This is a genomic window from Mesorhizobium sp. WSM3879 (assembly GCF_002294915.1).
GTDB lineage: Bacteria > Pseudomonadota > Alphaproteobacteria > Rhizobiales > Rhizobiaceae > Mesorhizobium.
The window spans coordinates 1-25,095 of sequence record NZ_NSFZ01000018.1 but is presented as its reverse complement, the minus strand read 5'-3'; the positions used below and the strand labels follow the sequence as shown (position 1 = coordinate 25,095).

The window sequence follows — 25,095 nt, the reverse complement described above, 5'->3', positions numbered from 1 at the left end:
GCGTATGTCCGCGCCGTATCGGCTTTGGAAAGACGACCTCTAACAACTGCTTGCAATTGCAAGCATGGATCAAGCACCAGGCACGCAATCATGTAGGTGTCCTCGCTGGTCATTAGTAGTAGTCGCGCGGACCTTTTCCTGGATGCGTGCCACGCCAGCATTGAAGGCAGCTGCGTCGAGGAAATGGCCCGCGACCTAACGGACGCTTTTAGGAACCCCATTTCTCTTGACCGATAGGCTATACCTCAGCGTACATTGCTGCGCTTCTTCCTCGGGGAATTTCGGATGGAGGGGCCACGAAGCGCCGCTCCTTGCGATGGTCGGCACCTGGCTCTCGGCCTTGTGGCAGACCGGGGCAAGGTCGAGCAGTTCTCGTTTCGACAGTGCAGCTGGCTCGGCCTCATGAGGCCTGGGATGGCTGAACCCCAATTGGCGGGCTCGGCGCATCCACTGCGTTGCTGACACCAGGGCGGTCTAGCAACAATGTCGCGATCGCGGTCTGATCGTCAGACGGACGGGCCAGCTCGCCTGCGCAATTGTACCAGATCGTTCAGGGCGCGAAGCTCGAGCATCTTCGCATCCTGACTACGGGCAGTCTCTATCGCGCGTTCAAGCGCCTCAGTGGCTGCCTTGGGGCCACTTCCCGACTGTAGAAGAAGGGCCGCTTTAATCCGGTGGAGTTCCGCGTCGAAGAAGTGCACGTTTACGGCCGTGCTGCTGACGACCGCCTCGTTGATATGGCGAAGCCCCTCGCTTGGCTGCCCTGCTTTGCCGCAGGCGTCGGCGAGAAGCCCGAGAGCATAGCCCCGAAACAGCTCCGCACCTGTTGCGGCGTACGCCTGGATTCCCTCGTTCAGCATGTTGATCCCTGCATCGGTTGAGCCTTGCTCGGCAACGGCCCAGCCCCGAAGAATGGTACCCCAGGACATCCAGTACAAAAGGTTATTCTCGGTAGCTATCGCAACGGTGCTCGTCGCGAGCTCCTCAGCAATTTCTGGCTGACGGAGGCCCTGATGGACAGCTGCCGACATACAAAGTGCATAGGTGAGGCTTAGCGGATGCGCGAGCGTTTCTGCCAAACGGATTGCTTCGCGGCTTCGCTCAACTGCACACTCGGAGTTACCCACGCACCATTCGAGCCAGGCAAGATTGGCAAGGCCAGCTACACCAGCATCGGATCCGTACGCAACGACGTTTCTGCGCGACAACGCTGGATCGTAGTCGCCGATGGCAGCCTCGAGCTGCTTTCTACTTGCCGTGAATTCGCCGAGGCAGAAGAGACACCAGCCGAGGGCGCGTCGAGCCTCGACTCGGATTGAGCGATCATTACCCCGGTCTGCCACCTCAAGGAGTTGTTCACCGATTTCTCGTGCCGCTTGAACAGGTCCTCGCACCTGGTAGTACGACTGCAAACCTCGAAGGGCAGCCGCGAGCTGTGGCGTATCTCCGATTGTCTGGCACAGCAAACGCGCCCTCGCATAGATGTGCTCAGCCTCAGAAGCGGCCCAACCTCTGATCGCGGTCAGCGCGGTGCCAAGCCCGATCAAGAGCGAGGCTTCCTGTTGCTGGCGCTGGCGAGAGGAAGAAAGGCTCATGATAGCAGCCAATGCTTTTCGGAAGTGAGCTTCTGCCTCGAGGTTTGTATAGCGGCTCAGTGCCCGTTCGCCGGCTGTTTGCCAGTAGTCTATGGCGCGCTCTGTATCTCCAGCGAGGTTGAGATGCCCAGCTATCAGCTCCGGTTGCCGCTCGGCGAAATCCGGGAACTGAACAACCAACGCCTCGGCGGCCCGCAGATGATAGCGGCGCCGTGAGCTTCGAAGCAGAGATTGGTAGGCTGCCTCCTGAATGAGTGCATGCTTGAAAGAATACGAAGCCTGCGGAGGAATACCACGCTGTAACAGAATCTGGCGGTCGACCAGCTGGGATAGAGCGCTCAGCAACTCTGTCTCAGAAGCCAACGTGACTGCCTTCAGCAACTCGAACGGAAACTCGCGGCCAAGAGTTGCCGCGATCTGCGCGGTCGCTTTGATGGAATTCAGCCGATCTAGTCGGGCCATCAGGGAGTCGCGCAGCGTTACAGGGATAGTAGCCTCGTCGAGGAGGGCGGGAGTCGCCGCGCTATCGCTGGCCTGCGCAGATTCAATAACGGTCTTCGTTAATTCCTCCACGAATAGCGGCACGCCGTCAGCCCGTTCAATCAGCTGACTGAGCAACGCCGGTGATAGCTCGGTTCCTTTGGTCAGGTTGGCAATGATCTCGTTGGTCTCACCAGAGGAGAGGCGCGAAAGCGTAAATCGCATAGCGTAAGAGGGATCGACCCAAGGTTGCACGAACTCCTGCCGAAACGTCAGGAGGAGAAATAGCTTCGCGGTTGGAACTAGCTGAAGAAGTTGCTTGATGACGTCGAGCGTGGAGGGATCGGCCCAATGGAGATCCTCAACAACAAGAATAACTGGGCGACGCTCCGTCTCTCGAAGCAACCAGGTCAGCAGGATTTCAATCGTCCTCTCCCGCCGCCTCCGAGGCAGCATGTTGGTCGTGTCCAATCCGGCAGGAGTCGGAAGCGACAGCAGAGAGGCAATCAGAGGCAGCGCTTCTTCCACCCGAAAGGGCGATTGCTTTAGCGACGTTTCAAGTTTCGCGAGTCTTTCGGCCGCGCCATCCGACGAGGCAATTGAAAGATGCCGATGCAGCAAATCAATAATCGGGAGGAACGCGCTGTCGGACGAATGCGGCACGCAATTACACGCAAGCATTGAATGCTCGTCGGCTATGCTGGCGTGAAAAGCATGTACGAGGCGTGACTTGCCAAATCCTGGGTCGCCGCAAATTGACGCCACTTGACCCTTGCCCTGCAGTACGCGCTCCCAACCTTCTCTGAGGCGTGCCAACTCGCGTGTGCGTCCAACGAGGGGAGTAAGGTTTCGGACTTCAAATGCATCCTGCCACGTGAAGGCTGATTCAGCCAACGGTACATAGACCCGAATCGGACGCGAAATGCCTTTGACGTGGCGCTCTCCCAAAGCGAGACATTCAAATCGATGCTTGACCAGAGCGTATGTGGCATCGCTGATGAGTACCGTCTGGGGCGCAGCGAGCGCTTGCAGACGAGCTGCGAGATTGGGAGTTTCGCCGACGATAGAATAAATCTCCCGTTCAGATCCGCTGGGGAGATCGCCAGCAACCACCAATCCGGTATGAATGCCGATGCGAACCTGGAAGCTGGCATCAGCGCAATCGACCATTTCAGTGCTACGTTGCTGGAAACGTGAGATGATTTCAATCGCAGCGCGCACAGCCATTACCGGATCGTCGTCGCTTGCACCGGGATAGCCGAAGTAAATGAGAAGACCGTCCCCGAAGTATGAAGCTATCCACCCGCCGCAGTGGCGAACAACCTCATCGCAAGTGGATCGATAGGTAGCAAAAAGGTCCCGGAGATCCTCGGGGTCGAGTTGCTCCGACAAAGCAGTTGACCCGACGATGTCGCAAAACACGACGGTGATCTGCCTGCGCTCTGCGGAGGCGAGTGCGGCGGCGTCGGACAGGGGCGAAGGTGCGCTCGTCAGGGGTGCTCCGCAGTTGCCGCAGAACCGCATACCAACCCCATTCTCGAACCGACACTGAGGACAGCGCATATGGAGCGTCTCCAGCTTATGGACCTGTGGGTGCCCTTCCCGAGAAATGGGTTTGTGGCCGGGTTCGTGCGACTCCAAAGGTTGTCGAAGCCCTCTTGGAACCACGATGTGGATCCGGCGACATCATAGCCGCGGTGGCTTATGTTAGAAACTCCGAATGGACTCTGACCGAGCCGTTTATGCCGACGTGCGAACGCGCGCGCCTGGTCGTCGCGTGAAATCATCAACGCGATCTTTTACGCCCTGGAATTGCGAGCACTCTGAGCCGAAACCAGGCTCGGGGCACCGATTGACGCAAAACGAGGCGCTGACTCCAGCGCTGCCCGTCAGAGCGCCAGCGGCGGCGCGTTGGATTTCCCCAACGAGAGGTGCTATTCTTGCGGAGGAGGACCTGAAGTTGCCACCTGTTCTGAACTCACCCCTAAGCATAACCTTGTCAATAACCCAGACGTGCAATTTAGAGTGCAAGCATTGTTATGCAGATTGCCAGATCAGCGAGGCGCCTGCCGAAGTTACTACTGACGAATGGCAGAGGTTTATCGATTACTTGGTCAGAAAAGATTTTATTTCGGTTTATTTCGAAGGTGGGGAACCTCTTTTCCGACAAGATTTTCTTCAAATTTTGGAACACTGCGCTCGCCGCATGATGACTATGTTGCGGAGCAACGGAACCCTCATCAATCGCGAGATGGCGCGTCGCCTAAAGCAGATCGGCACAGGACGTGTGCTCATTGACCTGATGGGAGCGACAGCCGAGACGCACGACTATTTCACCGGAGTTAGCGGAAGCTTCCAGAAAGCCTGCGAAGCGGTAAGCTACCTGCTTGAGGCTGGCATCGATACTGATGTGCTCACGATCCTGAACCGGAGAAATATGCACGAGCTGCAACAGTATTTGGAGCTTGCACACGAACTCGGTGTTCCCCGCGCAGGAATTCTGCGCCTCTATCCTCTGGGACGAGCTAAGTCCCGCTGGGATGAGTTGGCGATGTCTCTGCAAGAGCAGATGGATGTGCTCAACTCGCTTGCGCCGCCACCGGGGCTTACCGTGATGAAGTCCTGGCATCCCAATGACCGGAACTGCTGTTGGCAGGCTGCTGCGGTAGATCCATTCGGCCACTCAATTGGTTGCGCTTATCTCCGCGAGTACGTCGATTACGGCAATATTCGCGAGGTGCCGTTCCTCGACACTTGGGAGCATTCCCTCTACCGAGAACTGCGCTCCGGTGTGGTCGAAAAGTCGTGCCCGACCTGCGATGCCGTTGAAGGAACGCGCGGAGGATGCCGCTCGGCAGCCTATGCGTTCCATGGCCGTTGGGGGGCGCCTGATCCGTTCTGCTCGACATTGAATGACGGAGTCGACTTACGTGTCTTACCGTCGCGTCTCCTTTCGAAAGGTCGCAAATCTACGTATTCGCCCCGTCGATGAGATGGGTATCTGCATCGTGTTCACCCCAGAGAACCCGAGGCTATACACTCTCAATTCGTCTGCGTGGCTTATAATGGAATTGTGCGACGGGCGGAGTTGGAGGTCGCTGGAGCGTACCTATTTCGCTACAATCGAACCTTCGCGCTCCCGTGAAGTGGCGCGGAGTGAACTCCGGCGGGGCATTGAGGATCTCATTCAGCAGGGCGTCATTGAGCCTGTAGAACCGGCTTGAAGGGCCGGAGAAACAATTCGCGACCAGGAGGACTGGCTAGTGGCACGCAAACCGACTATCGAACAGGTCAAGCGCTTGGTACGTCGGCAAGGCATTCCGGCGCCACCGGCGGTCCAGCCGGTTGTCGTTGAAGTTCGCACGCACGGGGCTATTTCATTTACACCGTGCGAGCCGGCTGTTTCTTACGCCTTGGGTTGTGTCCTGATTGAATGGACATTTGGCATTCCCTACCAGGAAGTGCCGGCATTCCATCAATTCCTGGAAGACAATGAGGCTTTTATTCGGCAGAACGTAGAAAATGTTGAGGGTGCGAGGTACTTAGGAACGTATTGGTCAATTGGCTACCGGTATCATTACAGAACCTTTTGGTCATACGAATCAGAATCGGCGATAGCTTCTCTGAATAAAGCCATACGAAAGTCGCCTAACCTTTCCGAAGCGATCACAAAGCTTCGAGCTTACTGGTCGAAAGATCCATCCCGGAGCGAGTTCAGATACCAGCCTGCGTCCTTGATTAGTGCCACGAAGCTTGGAGATTACGCCAAAGAGAATCCCATGGTCGGTATGGGACTGGTCGAGCCGGCACAGGCGCGAAAACGACCGCGAACTAAAAAATAGATCGCGGACGTTTACTAGGGGTGGATTCATCAAAGACAAGCTTTTGGAACTTTACTGATCTGCAAGGCTGAGTCGACGGGAAGATTGTTGTAGAGATCGATACCCTCTTCCAGTGATTTGCATCGAATAAGCTAGATCCGGCTCGCAACAATCTGCCTGACCTTTTACGTTAGATGCGTGTTCCTGAAGACCGCTCCAGGTATATCGAAGGCCTACGAAGTGCAGGCCTGGAATAGTCCAGGCTAAATGGTGCCAGCCGACAACCCCGGCGGTGTCGGCGAGGTGGTGTGGGCGGCAGATGTCGAACCGACAAATGGCAGCTACGCGCCCAAAAATCGACCGTTCACCTACGGACCTTTGCCGCGTGAAAGCCGAATCCCTTTTGAGGGCGCACTCCGGAACTACGGCAAGAGATCCGTAACAGCGAGCCCACTTCCGTCCATTTGCCATAGGGAAGCTGGCATGTTCGTGAATGATTTTCCAAGAACCGGCGATGCGCCTTAGCACGATGGTTCGCCAGCTCCAGGAGTCGACCTTTGTGCCATCGATCTTGATGCCAGTCATGCGCGAAAGCCCGATATCAGGCATACCTGAAAGCAGGGTACAAATGCACCGAAGAGGCAGCCATCGCCAACTCTGCGAGGCTGATGAGGAAGGATAACATTCGGGCGCGGCTTAAGGAGCTTATCGACGATCTGGCCGACAAGATGGTCGTGACGCGGGAATCGTTGGTCGCCGAGTACGATCAGATAATTGCCGCCGCGCACCGGGAAAAGCAGTACGGTGCCGCAGCGACGGCTTGGCGGCCAAGGCGAAGATCACCGGCCACGACAGCCAGCGGAGCCTAAACGTCAACCTGATGGCACCTTCAGCCAGCTCACTGACGACGAACTGCGGTTTGAGGTGGCCTCGATGATCAACGAGGCGCGGGCGATCAAGGGCCAGCCGCCGCTGGCGCTGCCCGGCCAACCGCACGAAGATGAGAGGAAGCACTGATGAAGAAGCGCAGATGACGCTGCCGGGTCCAGGGCGGGGCGGGTCAGCCACCGGCGGCTTCTCGATCGGAGTGGCGATCATCTATGCTTGGTCCCGAGGGGACTTCCGGCACCGTCACGCTGACTTTGGCGACCGACACGATCTTTCGGCGGCACCACGGGCAACTGGTGCGTAGCAATGGCTTCGTTTAGGTAATCCTCGCGCTGTTGCACTTGGCCAAAAACCGGCTAGAAGACTTGCGAAACTTGTTGCCACTGGCGGAGATACTTCATGCCGGAAGAGATTGAGAACAGCCGAAGCGAATTGATCGAGCTCACCGCTGACATCGTGTCCGCCTACGTGAGCAATAACCCCGTGCCGGCTGCCTCGCTCCCGGATCTCATCGCGAGCGTGAATTCGTCGCTTTCGAAGATCGGAGGACCGGTTGCACCCGACACGTCGGTCCAGTCGCCAGCGGTCAGCCCGAAGCGGTCGGTGTTTCCCGACTACATCATCTGCCTCGAGGATGGTAAGCAGTTCAAATCGCTGAAGCGCCATCTCCACGTGCACTACGGCCTGACGCCCGACCAGTACCGAGCGAAGTGGGGATTGAAGCCCGAGTATCCGATGGTGGCGCCGAACTATGCAGCCCAAAGATCGGCGCTGGCAAAGTCGAGCGGACTCGGCCGGAAAGCGGGGCCTAAGCCGGTCAAGAACGCTAGCGCGAGGCGAAAGGCCACCTAACGACAGAATTGCGGCGGGGCTTCAGCCGAGGGCGTCAGTACTGTTCAGACTGCACATCCGGATCAACCAGCCTCCGCCAGCCTGACGCTCAAAGATACTCAGTGAGGTGCCGTTGCCGACTGCCTCTCCTTCCGAGTAGGTGGCCAGTGTCCAGGCAAGATCTCCTGAACTGCCCGCTTCGATCACTTGAAGAGTCTTGTTGGGCCCGGCATGTTGAACCCAAGTGCCATGCAACGCCTCTATTCCCGCTCGGCCGCGCGCTGGAGGCCCGTAAGGTGAATGCACTTCTGCATCATCGGTAAAAATGGCAGCGCAGCCGGCAGCATCCCCTGATCGATAGGCCGCAACATATAAGTCCCAAATCTCCCGTAGGTCATCTCGGATCGACATGGTGTCCTCCATCGCTGCCCGACGCAGTTTAGTGATAGCTAATGATTGCGACTAGAGGCATCGGACGCCCTCATTCATCTCGCCAGATCACCCGCTTCTCCCATCTGATTTGCACCAGGCGTCGAAACCGGATCGTCTGGGCTTGCTCGCCGGTCGGGTGGAATAGCTGCGCGCTCATCCACTCCCGGCTCTTGCACTGCTGGCACCTGACTTTCTCCCGCACATCGTCGATCGTGACGTTGCCGATGACCTCCCGCAACTCGTTCGGATTGTAGCAGCGTGTGACGTTGCAGCGAGCGCAGTGAATGCCCGCCACCTGCCCGGCGTCATGGGCGTGCGTCAGGGTCCAGGGCGCCTCTCGGCCACTTCTCAGGTTCCTCGGGGCATGCCGTCGAATTGAGAACATATTCCCATTCGGTCAAGGGGCCGCTTGACTCTTTTGTTCTCATTTCGTTCACTATTGCCCATCAGCGACGAAATCAGACTGCCGCGACCCGAATACGCCACTCCGGCCGGCGTGCAGCACCACGTTTGCGAGCACGACGGGTGCAGCAAGGATGCGGGTTGGGGTTTCGCAAAGCCAAAGCAGGCGCCGCATTGGTTCTGCTTTGAGCACCGGGCGGAAGGCGAGAGATTCCTGTAGGAAGCATGACCGATATCCCGCACGAACGCGTTCCCGACCATATCGCAGACGCTTCGCGGGCAGTATTAATTCGCAGGCCTTGCCTCCGATGAGATTGATCGTTATATCTTCCAAATCGATCTTGCTGAACGAACGTTGTTCTGGCGCAATCTGCGCTCCTACGATCTTCCATCTCAATTTCGAAATTGCATCGTTTGGCAGTTGCCGAGCGAGCCTAATTTTGCGTCGATTTGAAAGGAGATCGCAATGACCACTGGAACAGTAAAGTTCTTCAATTCCACGAAAGGCTTCGGCTTCATCGAGCAGGGCAATGGCCAGCCGGACGTGTTCGTTCATATATCGGCCGTGGAGCGCGCGGGAATGCGTTCTCTCGTCGAAGGCCAGAAGGTTAGCTTTGACGTTGTGAAGGATGCTCGCACCGGCAAGAGCTCGGCCGACAACCTGCAAGCCGCCTAGTCACAGCGCCTTAGGGGCCTTTGACCACGGATGTACTGGCATTGGCCGCAGAGGCGCGTTTGAGAAGGTCGGGCTTGCCGGCCTTTTCGGTTAAGGAGAAAAATGAAGTCCCTTCCCGCTGGTATCTTTAAGCCGGTTCCATCCCGAACAGAAGCCAAGACCGATGCGACCACGCGCATCGCCCGGCAGATTGTAGATCTTGAAGCGACGGCAAGGTCTGCCAAGACAGAGCGGTTGCGCGCTGCCAGGCTGGCTCAGGCATCCCAGGCACCTGTCATCACTCCTCCAAGGAAACCCGTCCAGAAGCGGAAAAACACAGCATCGTAGTGCGGTCTCATGGCTGCGCTGGCCGGCTACGTTGTCTTCTGGCGGTGGGGATCCCCCTATTTGAAGGCAAATTTGTAGACCGCTCGGTTGGTGTCGTCGGTGACGCGAACCCATTCGGACTCGTCTCGCCGGTCCTGTACGTTTCGGCCGGTCACCCATTCGGCGGCTGCTTTCGGTGAGGGTCGTTTTCGCGTGGGCAACAGAGACCGCGTGTCCATCCCCGACATCGTTTCAACGGTATAGCTGTTCATTTGAAAAGCTCTTCAATAAAGCGTCAGTACATTGAAAGAGCCCGCCCGGTGTGATGGGACGGGCTCTTTGCCGGGGCCTCCGCTAGGGGCGTCAGCCGCTCCAATCTCCCGAATGGGAAGCCGACATGCCGTCCCGACGCGTCGCTATAGCAGCGCCGCCTAGCTACCGAACTTAGGGGAGGGGCGAAGGTTCCAAGGAGTTAGTTCCGCCCTGCTTGTCGCTTATTGAGGTCTTTCGGGCTCGTATCAGGCGAATAGGTCAGCGTGATCCGCTTGCCGCCGCAGACGGCGCATTTCATCCTCGGCCTCAAGTCCCACTCCATCGCGGGAGCATCAGCGCCGAAGCGATCGCGTACCGCCGGCAGATCGAGCTTTTGATGTCGATGGCAGTCCAGGCAGCCGCCCGTAACAGACATGCCCGCGTCAATCAGCTCCTCAAGGGTCCAGCCGTTACCATGCCCAGTCATGTAGGCTGGTTGTGTCTCGGTTTGAAATTTGAGGCGCAGCCTTCCCCAAACTCCTGTATGCTCAGCGCTGCTATGGATCACAGGAAAACGACCCTTGAGCGCGCATTCGAACTCGCCAAGTCTGGCGTTTACGCCAATTTTGGTGAGGTGCGTACAAAGATCAAAAACGAAGGCTACGACATTCGTCAGATGATTGGTGGCTTGAGCCTTCGCAAGCAGATCAATCAACTAATTCAGAGTGCGAGAGCGAATGCCGACTGTGAGGTTGGAATCTCAGAGGCAAGAGCCCGCTCGCCTGAGGGGGTCGAACGGGCTCCCGTGGGGGAGCGCCCCAGCGCGGCGGGTGAACCTCGTGCCGGAGACACACGCCGCGACATTTAACCGGGACGCTGGGAGGAATGTTCCCTTCTGCCCCGATGCGACCGAAGTCGCACCTGCTGACGATTTGGTCCCTATGCTGCAACAAAAGCGCATTGCCTAGTTTGATCGATGCCGGCGAGCGTGTGTGTGTTCCCTATCTCGGCGGCATGAGAGCTGTGAACAGATGTCCGCCGTCCCGTTGCCTGGGGTGGCGGGCATCTTTCTTTGAACTCGGGAGCGATGGAAGTCCCTTTGTCGAAAACCCGCGCATCGCCTGCCAACAAGATCACCCGGCTTCGTTGATACCTTCAGAGCCAACAATTGCACCCAGGATCGCTTCGTAAGCACTTCCGATCTCTTCCTCGATCTCGTGCTCGGGAAATGACCGCTTTCCTGGCATCCGTGAACAGCTTAGCCGTCAACTCGGCGACCGAAATAAGATCGGCACCAACGCTGCCGCGCATTGCGTTGTCGGTGATCCATTTGCCATAGAATTCTGCGCCGCGTTCGCTCAATGCCTCGCCTTGAGGAAATGAGCCTATCGAAGCAGGGAATTCCAATCCGTTCCGATCAACTTGATCAGCTCGCGGGCTTGCTCTTCGGTAATGTCCGTCTCTCTGGCCAATCGGCGGGACAGGATTTCAACGGCGCCCTCATGTGGGTCCGCATTGCCAGGGTGGTCGCTCATGGAAACCTCCTGGCTTTCAAACTACCGAAAGGCCGAGATGTTCAGGCTCTCAAGAAAAATTGGATAAGGCGGCTCGCTTAGCTTCCTGGCCGGCTGGGGCGCGCTGGTGCAAGCGGATCCTGCCTCGCGCGGTTGCCGGAATCTTCCTGGCATTGAGGGTCCGCGTCCCGCCTATCGAGTGCCAACTGCAGTCTAATCGCAGCGAGAAAAACGGGCACAGGAATGCCTTTGGAAAAGTCTGACTCGTCCATGCTCCTATAACAAATGTTAATGCGGATCGTTCCGGGCTGAGTGAGCCAAGTTCCGCCGGACGGTTAACAGCGGCGCTTTTGGAGCATGAGGTGCGGCACAACGGATCTGCCACACCCGAACAACTAGCCATTCCTTACTGCGGCGCTTGAGGAACTCGGGCTGATCTGCCGTTGCACAGCCCGGAACGTGAGACCTTGGCAGCGCAGATCATGATGCTGTTTGAAAGTGGAGTCGAAACGCTGGAGGAGATAAGGACGGCGCTGTCGGGCCACAGCAAAGCCCCGCCGGTCTAGGTCATCTTTGCGCACATCCAATCGACCAATTTGGGATCGACAGTCTGAGAGCCGGTATACGCCCGTACTATTTTCGCGGCCAACTCTCGCCGCTCGCCTTCTGGCATCTTGTTATGCCGAACTTCGTTTAGGAAGGCCTTCTTCAGGATTTCAGCATCCATCGCGGACACAGAAGATTTCGCCATCGCTTCCTCACGTCGCGGGGGGCGAAAACAATTCCCCGCGCAATAGCGATTTTATACCCCGCACGCTGTATTCCGCGAATCATAAGTGTGTGAAACGCCCGAGGTTTCAGCGTCCGCTGAATTGTGGGGGTTTGTACCTGTCGCTCGCGACATCGCGAAAGTCCTGCAGCGTCGCATGGCGCAGCGTGTGCTCACCACGAAGGAACTTCACTCTGCCCGTGATGCCAGGCTTCACCCACTCGACATCCTCAGCGAAGGCGCTCGGCACCCGCTGCGCTCGCTTCGAGGACTTGGCCGCTTGAACACGCTCCCGCAGCCGCTCCCTGGGGCCGCTGGGCAGGGCTATGAACGCTGTGCCGGCATATCGGCCACCGCGCGCCATGATCGCCGCTGCGGGCTTCCCAGGCTCCCGCTTGATGCCCAGGATTTCGAAGTCACCGACATCCCAACATTTTGTTTTTACCCAGGAGTCGACCTTCCCGCTTCGATAGGGACTCTCGCGTCGTTTCGACACCATGCCCTCCAGGCCCATTTGCTCGACGGCCTCGAAGAACGCGGCGCCGCCGCCCTCAACGTGGTCGCTGTATTGGATGATGTCCTTGGCCGGCTTGATCAGGCTCCAGAGCCTGGCCTTGCGCTCTATCAGCGGCAAGGAGCGAAGATCCTGGCCGTTCAGATGCAGTATGTCGAAAGCGACGAAGGCGAGTTGTTCGGCATTCCATGTCATGCGGGAGTGCATGTCCTGGAAGTTCGGCCGGCCATCCGGCTCCGGCGCGATCATCTCACCATCGAGGATAAAAGAGTCGGCGGGAAGCTTCTCGACATCGACCGATGGGCCAGTATCGCTTCGACCAGTCGTGCCCATTTCGGGAGAATGCACGCGCGCCAGCCCAATCGAGGATCAACTGAGTTCGAAAGCCGTCGTATTTTATCTCATGGATCCAGTCGTGGCTGACCGGCGGTGTCTCAACCTGGAACGGCTCCACGCGGCTTAACGAAGAACAGCCGGGCTCTGTCGTCAGGCTTACGCATACGAACCCCAACGCAACGCTTCGAGTTTGATTCAATATCGCACGGCCGCGAGAGTTAGCAGCATAAGTGAACGTTCGGTACCAGTGACAGGCGGAACGAATTTCCATGTTCGAGCTTTCTGGGTGCATGGCCCCGATGCCACGGATCGAACCGCCCCTGCTTCCTGAGGGTTGCCCCGACCGCTCAGTCAACTGCGAGGTTGCGCTCGATCCCGCGTTTGAAGCTTTGGTGAAAGCTTGTCTTGATAGAGGCTGGTCGGCGCAGGAAGTCTCGGAAACGCTACTCAAACTCGCGACAGAACACGCAGAGACGATTTTGGGGCGCGAGAGAGTGGCCGCTCGACTATACCGTTGGCGCGTCAGCGCCGTGGTGGATATGTATGTCACCCAATTTCTCGGCCGATTTAGGTGAATGTGCGGCCGCCTACCGCTAGACCTCCGCTGCATTTGGGCGCATTCTCCGACCGGGGAGTGGGGCGTGGACAGGTCTCGTCACGACAATCGGGCTGACCAGTGGCTCAAGCGCACCGGCGCAAAGCGCTCGCGCCCCCTGCGTTGGGTAAGTGTGCCGCGGTGCCTGATCTTCGTCACGGTCGCTGCGGCCGGGGCGCTGGCCGCGCAAACAGCACTGCAACACAGCGACACCCTGCCGGAGGTCAACCTCTTGAACTTGCTCGGGCCGAAGCCGCAATCAATCGCCGGCGTGGCTTCCGTCATCGACGGCGTCGCGATCGAAGTCCCTGGGCAGCGGATCCGCTTCAACGGCATCAACGCCCCGTATTGCAACGATGCCCGCCGAGCGTGCCCTTGAATGGGGACCGGGAATTTGCCCCTCAAAGCCCGGTAGTCAGTCCGTGAGGACGGCGCATGTCCAGCGGGTCAGTCCGCGCCGTAGGATCTCATCAAGGGCTTCTTTCGACGGAAGCCAACCGCGCCGTCCGTTGAACAGGTCCGGGCCGAGCAACTTCTAATCCTTCAGTGGGTCGACGGCCTCGACTTGGCGCAAAACTTCATAAGGGTCGAAGCCCACCACCTTGGCCAGGTCGAGAAACTCAACTAAATTTAGGTCCAAACGGCGATCGCCATTTTCAATGTTAGCGATAAAAGGTTGATGGCGATCGAGAGCTTTGGCGACAGCTGCCTGCGTCAATCCTGCCTGCTTTCGCTTCTCGGTCAGCAGCTCAGCAAGTCGCCGATGGCGGTCCGAATGCAGGGTTTTGGCCATCCGCTCGTCGAGCAAATTTGGCTTCGACGTTGCGGTAATCCGAATTTCATATTATCCAAAAACTGGATATTCTGTCGACGCAAGTTGAAGCAATGGCGTTGTAAGCTCGGGCAGGACCTAGTCTGACTGCTCTCGCCGCTCGCGCCCTGTAGCGTGACTCTGCTTTGATTAACGCGGGACTGTGTTCGTGCGCAGCGGATTTAGCTTGTTCATTAAGGAACCGAACTGATGACCGGGCGCGCGCGCGATCGCATCATCGAGGCGAGCGTCATCATCGGCGCCTTTCTGGCGATCTGGGCCTATGCGGAGTTTTCGCCGTACCAGCGCTGCATCCGCGGCTACATGCGCGACCGCGTGTTCCTCGCTGAAGTGGCAGGGTCGCCGTTCGGAGCGCGCCACCACGCCGAGCACATCTGTGAGGTTCTCGTCGATTAGTGGAGACGCTAATGAAAACGTTGGCCTAGCTCTTGTCGCCGCATTGGCTGCAAGCGTCTCCGGTCGAGCGTTTGCGGGGTGTGCCAATTATGTCGATGGCTCACTTGATGGACCGCCACCCCATGCCACGATCTGTTTCGGGGGCAGTTGTGAAAAAACAACCGTCGACTTCGATTGCGCCAATAGCCATGGGTCCCAGAAGGGTTATGCAAACGGGTGGAGAGTTTATGTTGACGCGGACCATAAGCCTCCTGTTGTCCAAGTTTTCCGTCCCATGCGCGTCCCAGAATCAGACTTGGGCAAAGTGAGCTGTGAGGGAGATTGCTTCACACTTCCCAGATGATTCGTGCTCGCTCGAGGCGTATTTGTGTTTCTGTGACCAGGCGTTGGAGCAGCGTCTTTCGGGGGAACGGTTGCGTCGACGACACCGGCAACCCTCGATCAATAGATGAGTGGCTTGGCCCCCCCGAACCGCGCGAAGGTTAAACCGATGCCCGTCTCACTCCACAGCAAAGGATTGCGCTGGCTCGAAACCTCGAGATCCGCGCTGCGACGGGCGAAGGACTGAGCGATGAGAAAAGGACGGAACTGCGCCGTGCTGCGAACAACCTCCTCGCACTGAATAGAATGGAAGAGGCCAAGCATCGCCGGATTTTCGAAGACGCTTCCGAGGCATGCTGGCCGGAGGTGCGCAGCGAACTCGGCTATCGGCATATGGTGCACCTAGCGGATGTTTTCGAAGGATGGGCAATCGACAACCGCATGACGGCTGAATGGACAGCCAAGCTTGCGGGATGGGCCGGGTCAATGCGCACGTTGGCCGAGGAAGTCGGACCGGATTGGGACCCACCAAAGCCGGAGCGGAGGCTCTCGCCGATCGGGTTCATCGGTCGCAACCTGATGGACGAGTAAGGGGTTCAATATTTTGCACCTTCGGCCTACTTGTAGATGGCAGAGGGCTCGTGTCTGCTTTGCGCCTCAAGTCGGACATCTACGTGCGTTCAGCATCCGCCGAAAGCAGACGTTTCCTCCACCCCCGGTGGACGTCGTGGTTGCGCCACTATTGGTCCTCGGCCACCGACGAATGAGTGACGGCTGGCGCTGGACTCTGATGAAGCTTTCGGCAATCGAAATTGGGTGGATTTGGCCCTCAGAGTTCTGCCAGCAACTCCTTCGCCTCCTGTAGGACCGGCGTATCGAAGCCTTCGGTGAACCAGCCATAGATTGGTCCAAGAAGGTCGCCTGCCGCAGCGCGCTTACCTTGTTCGCCCCAGAGCCTAGCGAGACTGATCGCAGCACGCAGCTCCCAGAACTTCGCATTTTGCCTTTGTGCAACACCAATTGCTTGCCGAAAACAGTCTTCCGCAAGAGCGGAGCCTTTGCCCCCTTGCAGCAACTCTCCGCGAACGCGATGCAATTCGGACTCGAAGAAGCGATCCTCAGACTCCGCCATCAATCGCTCGGCCTCGATGAGATGGCTGAGGGCACGTTCGCGCTTGTTGGCCTTGCCCTCGCCATAAGCGAGCAAAGTTAGCAGATAAGGAAAGAACTGCACGGCTCCCGTCGCTCGGCTCTCGGCTTCGCCGGCCCGGAGCAACGCAATTCCCTGCTCGATCCGGCCGCCCTCAACCATCGCCAATCCTCGAAAGACGTTTCCCCATGTTCGAAAGTATGTAAAACCGTGCTCCTCCGAGACGGAGATGATCGTGTCGGTTCGCGCTTGGACTTCTCCAGAAGAACGGGTCGCTCGATCGACATCCCAGATCATGGTCAAGGCTTGGGCCAAACTGAACGGATGGCTGAGGCTACATGCCTCTTCGACTGCTGCGTCACCTGTGACTCGCGCTTGGTCGAGGTAACCGAGACACAACTGCCCGAGGGAGAGGTAACTGAGCTGTGTAACCTTGCGATCCTGTAGCGATAGCGACGAATAGAAAAGGCGGTCACTGTGATCAAATTGAGCGAGCCCGCTCTTTAGATGCGCGCACGCGGATACGAAGTCGCCCAGCTGGAAGCAGGCCGCGCCACAGAGACCGTGTGCTAGGCTCGTCACAGCTGCGCTTCGCGAACTCTCGCCAAGATGCAGCAAGTCGGCGGCAACCTTTTGCGCGGCGGGCAGCGGTCCCTTGAAAAGACGATGCACGAACTGACCGTACATCACCGATACAACTTGCGGTGGATTGCCGAGCTGCTCACAAAGAGAGCGGGCCCGCGCGTAAGTCTCGGCTACGACCGGCGCATCATAGCCCTTTGTCGCGATTAGCATCCGCCCGCTTAGGATCTGCAATTCGAGCTCCTGACGGTCTCGAGACGCAGAATCGGGCAAATCTGATAGAAGCGCAAACCCCTTTCTTAGCTGGGCTGCAGCTTCTGCCATGTTTGACCGCACGAGGGCCCGCTGACCCGCTTGGATATAGTAAGCAATTCCTTGTTCAACCGAGTGCGCTTGCGCGCAATGTTTGGCGAGGAGTTCGGGTTGCGTCTCCGCGATTTCGGGCCACTGTTCCTCCAAGGCAGCTACGACTCGCCGATGCAACTCCTGGCGTCTGCCGCGTAGTAACGTGCCGTACGCCGCATCCTGGATCAGCGCGTGTTTAAAGACGTACGTGGGCGACGACGGTAGCCCTCGGCAGAACGCGAGACCGGCCGTGACAAGTTGATCCATTGCTCCATTCAATTCAGCCTGATTCCGCTGTGTGACGGCCGACAGCAATTCAAAAGAGAACTCCCGACCGATAACGGCGCCGACCTGCGCGATCTCTCTAGCGTCCGAGCCGAGTCGATCAAGCCGCGCCAACAGCGAGGCATGCAATGTGGCCGGGACGTTCAACGCCGTCGATGCGGTTCGGGAGAGTAAGTTGCTGGCGTTGCCGCCCTCCAGCACCGCCTTTGTCAGCTCCTCAACGAACAGCGGCACGCCATCCGCGCGTTCAATGATCTCGGCTACAACATCGCTCGGAAGGTCTCCGCTGCCTACGACCCGTTGGACTAGTGCGACCCCGTCGCGACGGTCGAACCGGCTGAGGGCGAGCAGTGTGACATGTGGCTGCCCGGTCCATGGTGGTTGAAACTCGGGGCGAAAGGAGACGACCAGCAGCACCGGCAGTCGCGAAATGTGCTCGATGAGGAGGTCGAGCAGCTCGCGCGAGCTGGGGTCGATCCAGTGCACGTCCTCGTAAAGCATCAGGATAGGGCCTTTGCGCGTCAGGCGTTCGAGATGGCCCAGCAGCGCCTCGAAGGTTTTCTCCTTCTTGCGCTGTGGCGTCAGCTGAAGAGACGGGAAGCGGCCCTCCGTCGGCAATGACAGCAGCTCAGCCACCAGCGCTCCGTCACCCTGCGAGATCGGCGCAAGTAGCGCCGCGAGCTTATCCAACTTCCTCTCAGGCGTGTCGTCCCGCTCTAACCCGGCGGCACGTTCGAGCTGCACGATGGTTGGATGGAGCGCACTATCCTGGTGGTGTGGCGAGCAGAAATACCGCAACTGGCTATGCGACTCGTTCTGGATACCCTCCTGCAATGTGACTATGAGCCGCGACTTTCCGATGCCCGGCTCGCCTGACATCAGCACTACTCGGCCTTTACCACTTTTCGCGCAATGCCATTGGCGTTGCAGCAGCTCGATTTCGTCTTCGCGCCCGACTAACGGTGTAGGGGTTGCCCCATGCAGCGCATCGAACCGGCTTTCGATTGTGCCCTCACGAACCACTTGGTAGGGGTGGGTCGGCTCTGGAAAGCCTTTTACCCGGACCGGACCGAGATCGCGGTATTCGAAAAGATCGCCAAGGAGCTGCCGCGTTTGAGGTGCGATCACGACCGCATTGGGCTGGGCAATGGTTTGCAGTCGGGCGGCGAGATTCGGCGTTTCGCCCACTACACCGCGCTCCTGCCCTTCGCCTGAGGTGATCAGATCGCCGACGACAACCTGGCCCGTTGCAATGCCGATGCGGACCCGCAGTGGATCCGACTGCTGGAGCCGCCCGACAGCGTCGATGAGAGCGAGGCCGGCGCGGACAGCTTGCTCAGCATCGTTCTCGTGCGCTTGCGGATACCCGAAGTACACCAACACCCCATCGCCCATGTACTTGGCGACGAAGCCGCCGAAGCGGGTGACCGTATCGGCAGCGCAGTGATGGTACGCTCCGATAATCTCACGTAGGTCCTCGGGATCAAGACGCGATGAAAGCGCCGTCGAGCCAACGAGATCGACGAACACAACGGTCAACTGCCGACGCTCGGCGATGGACCCTGCAGCGCGCGGCTGAACCGTCCTCTCGGTAATGTTCGGGTTCGAGCGGTTTGTGGTCGGTTGTGACTCGACAATTGCTTTGAGGAGCCGCTTGCGATGACCGAGCAGTACACCAAGCTTTTCCAAGTCGGCATCAGTCAATTCGGGCAGGATTTCGGGATCGATGGCGTTATCGCGGAATACCTGTTCGTACTGCTCCAGCCCGATACCTCGCAGCCAAGCGGCAATGTCCATGACAGGTTCTCCCCCAAGGCTAAACTCGGCCCCCCACGTCATCGTAGCCCAGATGCATACCGATTGCTTCTGCCTCGGGAGACGAATGCCTCAAAAACAAGGGCGGACCTCGTCACCACTGGGACGGCTTTTGGCCGCTTAGCGGTTGACTCGATCGCAATGATCGGCTGTGGGCTTTGGATCACGTCACGACGGTGCCGGCGCGGACCTAAATCTCCGCTCGTGAAAGGTTCGGAACGTGAAGCTGCCGGTCTGCTTACGGCCCAAAGAAGTCATTGCTGCTTTCGATCCTCCATGCCGACTTTCGGGAAATCATACGATGGTCTGAAACTTGCCGGTTGGAGCGGCGGCAAGGGGGATTGCCGTGTCCGATCCGAGGATCATTGACATGTTAGCAAACGTCCACACGCCGTTCTGAAACGCAGCTCATGTGCCGTCCAATAAGGTTGGTATTGACTTTTGGGCACATGTGACTCAAAAGTCTAGGTGCTATTGGACAGCGGAGGGTCGGATGCAGGTTGGTTACGCGAGAACTTCAACGGAAGAACAGGTGGCGGGGTTGGAGGCACAGGTCCGTGATCTCAAGGCTGCCGGTTGCGAGGAACTTTTTTCAGAACAGGTATCGGCTCTTGGGGATCGGAAGGAACTGGACCGTGCTCTGAAGTTCCTGCGCAAGGGCGACACGCTGGTGGTCACGAAGATTGACCGTCTGGCACGCAATACGCGCGCCTTGGGCGAACTCGTCGATGGCCTGCATGGACGTGGTGTAGGTCTGAAGGTCCTACAGTTCGGCAAGGAGACGCTGGACACGACCGGAGCGTACGGTCGGCTCATGCTGAACATGTTCGCCGCTTTCGCTGAGTTCGAGCGAGACCTGATGAGAGAGCGACAGAAGGAAGGTATCGCGAAGGCGAAGGCAGAGAAGAAATACAAAGGGCGGAAGCCGACGGCGCGAGCAAGGGCCGGTGAGGCGGTCGTCTTGTTCCAGCAGCAGAAGTCCGTGTCAGAGATCGCCACGTCTCTCGGCATCGGGCGGGGGTCGGTCTACCGAGCGCTTGCGGCTGCTGGCCTTAGATAGCCAACGGTATGCAAGTGTGGCGCGGACATGCTTCGGTTTCTCAAGAGCCGGCGTTGAATGAGCGCCGCTCCTCTCAGGCTCCCCCGGACATAACTTCAACCCTGAGGCGCTTCATTGCTTCCCGACTTGAGAGGGGATCTTCTCGCACCTTTTTCTCGCGAGTGACGGCAATATTTAAGCGCGGCCCTAAATGCCTCGGCTGCCAAGTCGCATTTGCGCCTGGATGGACCATTGCTCTGAATGACAATTTCAGCCTGCCTGGTTGTCAAACCGTGCTTTGCCGCGAACTCGTTTGGGTCGTAGGTGTCCGTCCAGCGCGACCGCTTCACACCTTGCATCTTACCTCCGCGGTAACGAAATCGTGAGAAGCCAACGCGGGGCCGTTCATAAGGTTTCAGATGAATGTCGGAACCTCAACTCGGCCGGGCACCAGAGCCGTCTTTCTCCTCGGCATATGGGAGGTCACCACGCTCTTGGTCTCTTTTCGTTCTGCACTCTCAAATGGCAGGCAACTTACATAGCCAGGGCTATGGCCTAGACCCTGCCGCCCTCACGCGCCTAGGCTGTAGAACGGCCCGGCAGTCATCTTGCTTCGGGGGGAAGTGGTCGACGCGCCGCCGGGCCGAGGTGGTCCGGGAGTGGGTAGCCAAAACCCCGCGTTAACCATAGCGTCACGGCGGGCTATGGCAATTGTTGTTTTGGGGTTAGCCCGCGAACTTGCCGGTAATGACGCGGACCTTGGCCCAAATTTCAACGCGGGGCTCTCTGAGGGCAGTGGCCATATCATCGAAGATCGCGGCCTTACCAAAGATCCTAGATCAGGAGGAACCGGCAATTTCTTTGATGCAAGGCGGATGCTAACAATTTGGTCCCGAAGTGAGACAGGCAGCGCTACGCTTCTAGGCGTCTGTCTCTAGCGCTTCGTGGCCCGGCTGTTCATGCCAACGCTCATTCTCCGCGACGGGCTTTTTGTCGGAACCAAACCGGTCAAGTCGCGTTGCGGACGACTGGGGACTTTTCCTATGGCCGAAACCGGGCAAGAGCTTAGCGACCGCGCGCGGGCACATAAGCAATTGATCGTGCAGTTCCTAACCCGGGAAACCGGCATCACCGAAGCCCAAGCGCGCGAACTCGTAGACATGATCGGCAATGCCCCGGCTTCGCTCCTTCGAGAGGCGCGATTGCTGAAAAAGCTGTAGCGCGAACCACCGACAGCAGCACTGCGAAGGCCTGTCGGTTAGCAGACAGACGCCCGTCGCCCCAGGCACCAGGATGGCGGCATCACCTACCGACGGGGCTTACGGTTTGCCTTTCCTATCCATCGTGGCAACCAGCGCCGCCTCGTCTGTCGCCCCGTTCTGGAAGGCCGCGATCAACAGACTGCCCAGCCATTCCCTTTCGGCGGCGTCTGCAGTTGCGGGTAATAGCTTCTGGAGCACTCTTTCAAGCATCGCCATGTCGTCTGGTCCGAGAATACTGTTTGGCTGAGAACGCATCCGGCACCCCCAGGAACCTCTGCGGCCCGGCCCGCTTAACCTAGGTGACACAGGATATCGCGGGTCGGGCCACCCCACCGCTTGAAGGTGGGGGGCATTGATCCTGCATCCATATGAGCGGACTCGCAACTAACAGATTTGCGACTGAAGTCTCTAACGATCCCGCGCATAAGTCCGGTTTGTTTAGCAGCCGCCTAAGGGCGGAACTTGGCGACACGAAAGCGGTTATAGATTAGACGGCGCGGTTTCGTCCTCCGATTCTTCCGAGCCGTCTAAAAGGCAAGCAACGGAGCCCACTCGACCCTCCCTCAGGAGTGGGCTCCAGCCCTTCTGGCGGTCTCAATATCCGCTGCCTATATCGCCGGCATGAGCGATGGCTGGACACTTCGGAAACTGATCGACGCGGCCATGTCCGTCACCGGCGGATGCCTCGACTGCCATCGCCATCAGAAGCTGGATCTGCCGGCGCTCCGCGACCGCTTCGGCGCTGATGCTCTGGCGATGGAATCGGGATCTTCGACCCAAGATGAAATGCGCGGTCTGCGGCGGCAAGCGCATTACCCTAACATATTCGCCAGACACCGGCCCGAAAGACCTTCACCGCAAAGGAGTGTGAGGCTTCTAGGGCGTGCGTTTCGTCTGCCGCCGCCGCCACATCCTATTGTCCGTCTGTCGATCACCGTTCGGGATCTCAGAGCGAGTTAGCAATGGACCTTCGGGGCTAAAGACAATTCCCGCATCCTCCAAGGCTTGGCGGATAGCGGCAACATGGCGTGGATTCGGGTTCCTCGACCCATTCTCAAAATCGACGATGGTTGGTTCGCTAATATGCGCTTTGGCAGCGAGCCGCACTCGCGACCAGCTCAACAGAGCTCGTGCGGCTTTTGATTGTTCCCCCGACAGTAGAGCTCGTCTGCGCATGGGCGTTGAACATTCAACGGCCCTAAAATATGCCGTCGGCTTCGTCAGGGGTCCTCAAATATTCGTGAGCCCGCGATCAGATCGCAGGCGGGGCGGGTGAACCTAGGCGTGGATCAGATTGCGCCCACGGTGGGCCTTCAATGTCGATGCCGCGATGTGGTGAACGAGCGGCGACTATGCAGGGCTAAATTTTCGAGGTTACCTCGAAAATTTGGAATATGGCGCGTCACCGAGATGAGCCGTTGAACGTGTCGAGCGGCTCATTGAGTGCCCCACGCTTTTGCCTCACGCTCTAAAGTCTCGCGGTCGTTTCCATGCTTGGCGATCAGTTCCCGGACCTGAGGGATCGAGAGCCCGAATTTGCTGGCGAAGTAGCCAGCCTTATATTCCTGATCCCCAGACACGCGGTCACGGTCGCGCGAATCGCGTTTGCTTTTGTCGTCCGCAATGTGTCGTTCCTCTCTCCTGGCTAAGGAAAGACGCGCGAGACGAGAATGTTCTTCTATCCGGTTGAACGGGCGTGTTCAAGGCCTGTCAGGCGAGTCAACGGTGCCCGACACGGAGCCAGGCCCGTTGACCTGGTAACGATGCGTATGACGCGGACGGCGTTGCCAATCACATCGGCTGGGAGCTTCTGGACTCAGGCCCCGGTCGGCATCGGCACGTTTCTCCTGTGCGCTCTTACAGAGATCATCTAATTTGTCGCGGACCGCGATCATTATCAAGCAGGAGCTTGGCGCGCAGGAAACCTTTGCTACGAAGCTCCCGTTCGATGGCTTGCCACCCTTCACAGTCGCCCGATGCGGCAAGTTTCCCAGCCTCGCGCCACATGCGCACGTCACTCTTTTGAGACACGCGTTTCGTTCTGCCGCAGCGGGGCGACTCTCTGTTATTTAGACCCGGGAGGACCGAGATGAACATGGTTCTTGTCGCCCCATCCGTTGCCCGCCCAAACAGATGCCCGACATCCCAGGCAACGGATGGCGGGCATCTATCTTAGCTGCCACCGACGAGGAAGGTGACGCATTTCCTCGCCGGCTCCATCAAATGCTGTGGCGAGGATTTGATTTCAGCGTAGGGACCAAGGCGCCAGCCGGTCCGACTAATGTCGCACTGGAAACATCCCGACGGGCAAGCGGATCAGATTTCGGAGCACACCGACGGCTTTCTCGGCTGCGGGAAGAGGCAATAAAGAAAGCCCGCCGCGGGTTAACGCAGAGCGGGCTTTTCTTCGGGGTGTCGCGCACACTCAAACGGCCGGCGACGATGTACGAAGTTATTTCTTCCCCGGAGGGCCGAGATGTATGTGGTTCTTGTCACCCCATCCATTGCCCGCGTGCGGCGGGGCTCTTCTGAGGACGTGCGCCGGCGCTCCACGGTAAGCCGCGTTTACCAAACCGTATTAAATGTGAGTGGACCTTTCTCGCATATGCGAGGTTATAGCCCGCTATGCCCAAATTTTTCTTCGATGTATCCGACGGTGGCGAAGTCTACCACGATGCGCGTGGGGTGATCCTCCCGAACGAGGACACGGCCAAGCTTCGAGGCTGCGAAATCGTGACCAGACTCGTTGTCGGGACGCACCATCCCAAGGACGAGAGCCGCGATCTGCTCTGCACAATACGCGACGTAGGCGGGCACCCGATTATGAAGATCAAGGTTGAATCGGGCGCGCCGGTTGTCACTGAATGGCCCCAGCACTGAGCGGTGATCAGCGGCTGGGGCCCTTGGCCCATTTACGGGGTACGAGTCTACTCACGAGAGATGCCCGTCACCCAGGCAACAGGGGCGGCGGGCACCTATCCACTCTCTCAAGCCGTCGAACGAAGGAACCCCATGCTCGCCGGCTTTATCAAATGCCGTAGCGAGGCGAAGGTTTCAGCGGTGCGGACCAAAGCTTCAGCAGGTGCGACTTCGGTCGCGTGAGGCTGGAACATTTCACCGTGGGCAGGTTGGGTTCGCGGCGCGATAGCGCGCGGCTGGGTTGCGCGAGACCCCGGAGCCCCGCTCGTCCCCCCGAAAGCGAGCGGGCTCTTGGCGCGTTCGCTATTGCGAGAATCGCACGGGTTGCGGCCCGGTAGCCTTTGGGTGTGGCGTTTGGGCGCGGCCACCGGGCCTTGGCCGGCAGGAGACACAGATGGCCGGCGACCGAATATATTCGCATCTGCTAATAAATTGAAATTCAGCCAAAAGGTCGAACCCGACTTGAACCACCAACATGGCGGGTGGACGTTGCAACGGGTGATCGACGCTGGCATGTCGGTCCCGAGCGGATGTCTCGACCGTCGCCGAGCGCTGATCTATTCGCCCGGTGTGCCAAAAGCCTGAGAAGGGCGCCCCGCCGGATCAGGCGAGCAGCCAATCGTTCAAATGGAATTCATAGATCTTGCCGTCGTTCTCGGTTGGATTCGAGTCGTTGTCCACGCCGCGATCGACGACATAGAGGCTCATTTGGTGGCTCGGATCGTCACTGCTCGGCGC

At 58.4% G+C, this 25,095-nt stretch carries 21 protein-coding genes; 11 read left to right on the top strand and 10 right to left on the bottom strand.

What is annotated here, in order from left to right; genetic code table 11:
- Positions 1 to 506: 506 nt before the first annotated feature.
- Complete coding sequence (locus CK218_RS27645) at positions 507 to 3,599, bottom strand: adenylate/guanylate cyclase domain-containing protein (protein ID WP_179294617.1); 3,093 nt, start codon at positions 3,597 to 3,599, stop codon at positions 507 to 509.
- A gap of 328 nt (positions 3,600 to 3,927) precedes the next feature.
- Here CK218_RS27645 and CK218_RS27640 point away from each other — a divergent pair, with 328 nt between their 5' ends.
- From CK218_RS27640 to CK218_RS27620, 4 genes are all read left to right on the top strand, one after another.
- Positions 3,928 to 5,067 carry a radical SAM protein gene (locus tag CK218_RS27640; protein ID WP_245435214.1) on the top strand — a complete coding sequence of 380 codons (1,140 nt, stop codon included), beginning with the start codon at positions 3,928 to 3,930 and terminating at the stop codon, positions 5,065 to 5,067.
- Between the two features lie 271 nt (positions 5,068 to 5,338).
- Complete coding sequence (locus tag CK218_RS30395) at positions 5,339 to 5,917, top strand: hypothetical protein (protein WP_143749714.1); 579 nt, start codon at positions 5,339 to 5,341, stop codon at positions 5,915 to 5,917.
- Positions 5,918 to 6,670: 753 nt separating this feature from the next.
- Positions 6,671 to 6,913 carry a hypothetical protein gene (locus CK218_RS30390; RefSeq protein ID WP_143749713.1) on the top strand — a complete coding sequence of 81 codons (243 nt, stop codon included), beginning with the start codon at positions 6,671 to 6,673 and terminating at the stop codon, positions 6,911 to 6,913.
- A gap of 270 nt (positions 6,914 to 7,183) precedes the next feature.
- On the top strand, positions 7,184 to 7,636 hold the full coding sequence (locus tag CK218_RS27620) for a MucR family transcriptional regulator (RefSeq protein WP_095829551.1): 453 nt from the start codon (positions 7,184 to 7,186) through the stop codon (positions 7,634 to 7,636).
- A 21-nt stretch (positions 7,637 to 7,657) separates the two neighbouring features.
- On the opposite strand, the gene CK218_RS27615 is transcribed toward CK218_RS27620, so the two are convergent.
- Positions 7,658 to 8,026, bottom strand: a complete 369-nt coding sequence (locus CK218_RS27615) for a nuclear transport factor 2 family protein (protein ID WP_095829611.1) — start codon at positions 8,024 to 8,026, stop codon at positions 7,658 to 7,660.
- Positions 8,027 to 8,915: 889 nt separating this feature from the next.
- Here CK218_RS27615 and CK218_RS27600 point away from each other — a divergent pair.
- Positions 8,916 to 9,125, top strand: coding sequence for a cold-shock protein (locus CK218_RS27600; protein WP_095829549.1), 210 nt, complete (start codon positions 8,916 to 8,918; stop codon positions 9,123 to 9,125).
- 102 nt (positions 9,126 to 9,227) lie between these two features.
- Positions 9,228 to 9,452, top strand: a complete 225-nt coding sequence (locus CK218_RS31520; protein ID WP_095829548.1) for a hypothetical protein — start codon at positions 9,228 to 9,230, stop codon at positions 9,450 to 9,452.
- Positions 9,453 to 9,903: 451 nt separating this feature from the next.
- Here CK218_RS31520 and CK218_RS31245 read toward each other — a convergent pair whose 3' ends face one another.
- The 3 genes from CK218_RS31245 to CK218_RS27565 form a co-directional block, all read right to left on the bottom strand.
- Positions 9,904 to 10,398 (bottom strand): hypothetical protein, encoded by a 495-nt coding sequence (locus tag CK218_RS31245; RefSeq protein ID WP_245435213.1) that lies wholly within the window; start codon positions 10,396 to 10,398, stop codon positions 9,904 to 9,906.
- 670 nt (positions 10,399 to 11,068) lie between these two features.
- Positions 11,069 to 11,218 carry a hypothetical protein gene (locus CK218_RS30825; RefSeq protein ID WP_095829545.1) on the bottom strand — a complete coding sequence of 50 codons (150 nt, stop codon included), beginning with the start codon at positions 11,216 to 11,218 and terminating at the stop codon, positions 11,069 to 11,071.
- A gap of 836 nt (positions 11,219 to 12,054) precedes the next feature.
- The gene (locus tag CK218_RS27565) at positions 12,055 to 12,729 is read right to left on the bottom strand and encodes a DNA ligase (protein ID WP_245435212.1); all 675 of its coding nucleotides are present in this window, start codon (positions 12,727 to 12,729) and stop codon (positions 12,055 to 12,057) included.
- Positions 12,730 to 13,457: 728 nt separating this feature from the next.
- Here CK218_RS27565 and CK218_RS27555 point away from each other — a divergent pair.
- Positions 13,458 to 13,790 (top strand): hypothetical protein, encoded by a 333-nt coding sequence (locus CK218_RS27555; RefSeq protein ID WP_143749711.1) that lies wholly within the window; start codon positions 13,458 to 13,460, stop codon positions 13,788 to 13,790.
- 156 nt (positions 13,791 to 13,946) lie between these two features.
- On the opposite strand, the gene CK218_RS27550 is transcribed toward CK218_RS27555, so the two are convergent.
- Positions 13,947 to 14,204, bottom strand: a complete 258-nt coding sequence (locus tag CK218_RS27550) for a helix-turn-helix transcriptional regulator (RefSeq protein ID WP_095829541.1) — start codon at positions 14,202 to 14,204, stop codon at positions 13,947 to 13,949.
- Positions 14,205 to 14,432: 228 nt separating this feature from the next.
- Between CK218_RS27550 and CK218_RS27545 the strand changes: the two genes are divergently transcribed.
- Together CK218_RS27545 and CK218_RS30975 are read left to right on the top strand one after the other, a co-directional pair.
- On the top strand, positions 14,433 to 14,639 hold the full coding sequence (locus CK218_RS27545) for a hypothetical protein (RefSeq protein ID WP_095829540.1): 207 nt from the start codon (positions 14,433 to 14,435) through the stop codon (positions 14,637 to 14,639).
- Between the two features lie 627 nt (positions 14,640 to 15,266).
- Entirely contained in the window at positions 15,267 to 15,551 is a 285-nt protein-coding gene (locus tag CK218_RS30975; protein ID WP_095829538.1) for a hypothetical protein, read from the top strand.
- Between the two features lie 238 nt (positions 15,552 to 15,789).
- On the opposite strand, the gene CK218_RS27530 is transcribed toward CK218_RS30975, so the two are convergent.
- Complete coding sequence (locus CK218_RS27530) at positions 15,790 to 19,119, bottom strand: adenylate/guanylate cyclase domain-containing protein (protein ID WP_179294613.1); 3,330 nt, start codon at positions 19,117 to 19,119, stop codon at positions 15,790 to 15,792.
- Between the two features lie 511 nt (positions 19,120 to 19,630).
- On the opposite strand from CK218_RS27530, the gene CK218_RS27525 reads away from it, so the two are divergent.
- Both CK218_RS27525 and CK218_RS30815 read left to right on the top strand, forming a co-directional pair.
- Complete coding sequence (locus CK218_RS27525; protein ID WP_095829536.1) at positions 19,631 to 20,197, top strand: recombinase family protein; 567 nt, start codon at positions 19,631 to 19,633, stop codon at positions 20,195 to 20,197.
- A gap of 1,022 nt (positions 20,198 to 21,219) precedes the next feature.
- Positions 21,220 to 21,396, top strand: coding sequence for a hypothetical protein (locus tag CK218_RS30815; protein ID WP_179294612.1), 177 nt, complete (start codon positions 21,220 to 21,222; stop codon positions 21,394 to 21,396).
- Between the two features lie 99 nt (positions 21,397 to 21,495).
- Here the strand turns inward: CK218_RS30815 and CK218_RS30810 are convergent, their stop codons facing one another.
- The 3 genes from CK218_RS30810 to CK218_RS27505 form a co-directional block, all read right to left on the bottom strand.
- Positions 21,496 to 21,654, bottom strand: a complete 159-nt coding sequence (locus tag CK218_RS30810) for a hypothetical protein (protein ID WP_179294611.1) — start codon at positions 21,652 to 21,654, stop codon at positions 21,496 to 21,498.
- Positions 21,655 to 22,314: 660 nt separating this feature from the next.
- Entirely contained in the window at positions 22,315 to 22,614 is a 300-nt protein-coding gene (locus CK218_RS27510) for a helix-turn-helix transcriptional regulator (RefSeq protein ID WP_095829533.1), read from the bottom strand.
- A gap of 260 nt (positions 22,615 to 22,874) precedes the next feature.
- On the bottom strand, positions 22,875 to 23,063 hold the full coding sequence (locus CK218_RS27505) for a DUF3606 domain-containing protein (RefSeq protein WP_095829532.1): 189 nt from the start codon (positions 23,061 to 23,063) through the stop codon (positions 22,875 to 22,877).
- Positions 23,064 to 25,095 lie beyond the last annotated feature (2,032 nt).